The following is a 2,368-nucleotide window of genomic DNA, read 5'->3' on the forward strand; positions in this document are numbered from 1 at the left end:
GTCCTTCTGCGCCACCTCGTAACGCGGATGCAGCGCCGAAAGCTTGACCGAGATGCCGTGGTTCTGCCTGATGTCAGGACCGTTGGAGCCGGAATCGAGCGACGAAATCGCGTCAGCATAGGCCTTGTGATAGCGCAAGGCGTCGGCCTCGGTGCGGGCCGCCTCGCCCAGCATGTCGAAAGAATAGAGATAACCCTTCTGGGTCATCGGCCGGCCGCGCTTGACGGCTTCAGTGATGGTGCGGCCGAGCACGAACTGCTCGCCCATCTCGCGCATGGCGGCGGCCACCGCCTTGCGGATGACCGGCTCGCCCAGCCGCCGCACCATAGAACGCAGCGTGCCCTCGATGCCGCCCTCGCCTTCGTCGAGGACGCGGCCGGTCAGCATCAGCGCCCAGGTCGAGGCGTTGACGAAGATGGAGCTCGAACCGCCCGAATGCGCCGACCAGTCGTGCGGCGCGATCTTGTCGGCGATGAGGTCGTCCATCGTCTCGGTATCGGGCACGCGCAGCAGTGCCTCGGCCAGGCACATCAGCGCCACGCCTTCCTTGGTGGAGAGACCGTACGCGGAGAGGAAGACTTCCATCAGCCTTGGATCCGACGAGCCGCGCACCGCGCGCACCAGATCGGCGGCGCGAGCCGAGATCGCCTTGCGGTCTTTCCCGGAGAGCCCCGTCGCCTCGGCAAGCCGCTTCACGGCCTCGTCTTCGTCGGGCAGGTAGTTGGCGCGGATCTGCTGGCGGATGGCATCGAGCGCTGGCATGGCGGTCCCGTGGATCGAGCAAAGGGGATCGGGCCGGCGGTCACCGGACCGAATGGCGCAAGCTAGCACAAGTGCAAAATTTCGGCCGGTCCAAAGAAATCGACATTGCAGGTCATTCGATCTATCCTAGCGGCATATAATTGACATTTGGACTGCGATTTCGATGACAGAAGACCAATTGGACCGCATAGATCGGAATATCCTGGCCGCACTTGCAAGCGATGGCCGGCTTTCCATGTCAGAACTAGCCGCAAAGGTCGGCCTGTCGAAGACGCCGGTGCAGGCGCGGGTGAAGCGGCTTGAGAAGGACGGCTATATCAGAGGCTACCAGGCGATCGTCGACCGCGAGCGCATGGGCGAAGGCCATGTCGCATTCGTCCAGGTGAAATTGTCCGACACCAGATCCGCCGCGCTCGACGCCTTCAACCGGTCCGTACAGGCTGTGCCGGAGATCGAACAGTGCCACATGATGGCATCGAGCTTCGATTATCTGCTGAAAGTCCGCACCAGGGACATCGCCGCCTACCGCCGCGTCCTCGGCGAGCGCATCTCGGCCCTGCCCCATGTCGCCCAGACCTCGACCTTTGTGGCGATGGAGACCGTGAAGGATCGGTAGATCACTCCGAAAGCGTCTTCAAGAACGCCACCAGAGCAGCGCGTTCTCGGTCTGAAAGCTCCAACGGGTGAACCTCTGATACCCCTTCGACGCTGGGCGCGGCCTTCGCATAGTGCGCCACGACCTCGTCGAGCGACGAAAACTGCCCGGCATGCATATAGGGCGGTCGCGTTGCCGCACCGCGCAGAGACGGCGTCTTGTAGGCGCGGATGAGTTGTGGCGCATTCTTGACCATGAAGCGCAGTTCGCCGCAGGCGGCAACCTCGCCGTCCCGATAGGCGCCAAGGCAGTTGAACGGGTCGGCCTCGACTTGGTGCACGGCATCGATGCGGCCGCGATCCGGCGGCAGGCCCGCAACAGGCGGCACGCCGGTGTTGTGAAAGCTGTTGTCGGTGAAGCGCGGGCCGTTGTGACAGGTCACGCAATTGGCCTTGCCGATGAACAGTTTAAGCCCAAGGATTTCTTGTTTGGAAAAGACAGCATCGCCCTTCGGCTCGGCACCGGTGGCGAGGTCCAGCGCAAAGCGGTCGAAGCGCGCTGGCGTGGGCGCGATCGAGCGTTCGAAGGCGGCAATCGCCTTGCCGATATTGACGAAGACACCGTTGATGGCGTCGCGCTGCGCGCTGCTCATGGCATTCCAGGCTGCTTTCTCGGCATCGTTTCCAAGTGGGCTGGCATTCAACGGCATGCCGGAAAAATCGGGCAGCGGCCCAAAAATGCGCTCATAGCGCTCGCCGAAGCGCGCCTTGATGTAATGCGCGTAGGCAGCGCGGTTTCCCGCCTGCTCCAGTGGATTTTCGAGCGGCGTCAACGCTTGCGCCCACAGGCTGTCGCGACGGCCATCCCAGAAGAACCAGGGATCGTGCGCCACGCCGGCCAGCGGCATGGTGCGCCGGTTGGTGTGGCCGACGCCGACCGCCTGCGGCAGGTCGTCCTGGAACTGGCGGTCGATCTTGTGGCAGGTCGAACAGGATACCGACCCGGCACCGC

Annotated in this window: 3 protein-coding genes; 1 reads left to right on the plus strand and 2 read right to left on the minus strand. The window is 63.6% G+C overall.

Annotated features, from left to right (window positions below; genetic code table 11):
• Positions 1-762, minus strand: a 762-nt coding sequence (locus EN879_RS32350; RefSeq protein WP_206521048.1) for a proline dehydrogenase family protein, incomplete at its 3' end; no start/stop codon positions are given.
• Positions 763-925: 163 nt separating this feature from the next.
• Here EN879_RS32350 and EN879_RS32355 point away from each other — a divergent pair.
• Positions 926-1,378 (plus strand): Lrp/AsnC ligand binding domain-containing protein, encoded by a 453-nt coding sequence (locus EN879_RS32355; RefSeq protein ID WP_013531233.1) that lies wholly within the window; start codon positions 926-928, stop codon positions 1,376-1,378.
• Position 1,379: 1 nt separating this feature from the next.
• Here EN879_RS32355 and EN879_RS32360 read toward each other — a convergent pair.
• The coding region (locus tag EN879_RS32360; RefSeq protein WP_127274537.1) for a cytochrome c peroxidase at positions 1,380-2,368 on the minus strand (989 nt) is incomplete at its 5' end.

Source organism: Mesorhizobium sp. M7A.F.Ca.AU.002.02.1.1 (assembly GCF_003998535.1).
GTDB lineage: Bacteria > Pseudomonadota > Alphaproteobacteria > Rhizobiales > Rhizobiaceae > Mesorhizobium > Mesorhizobium ciceri.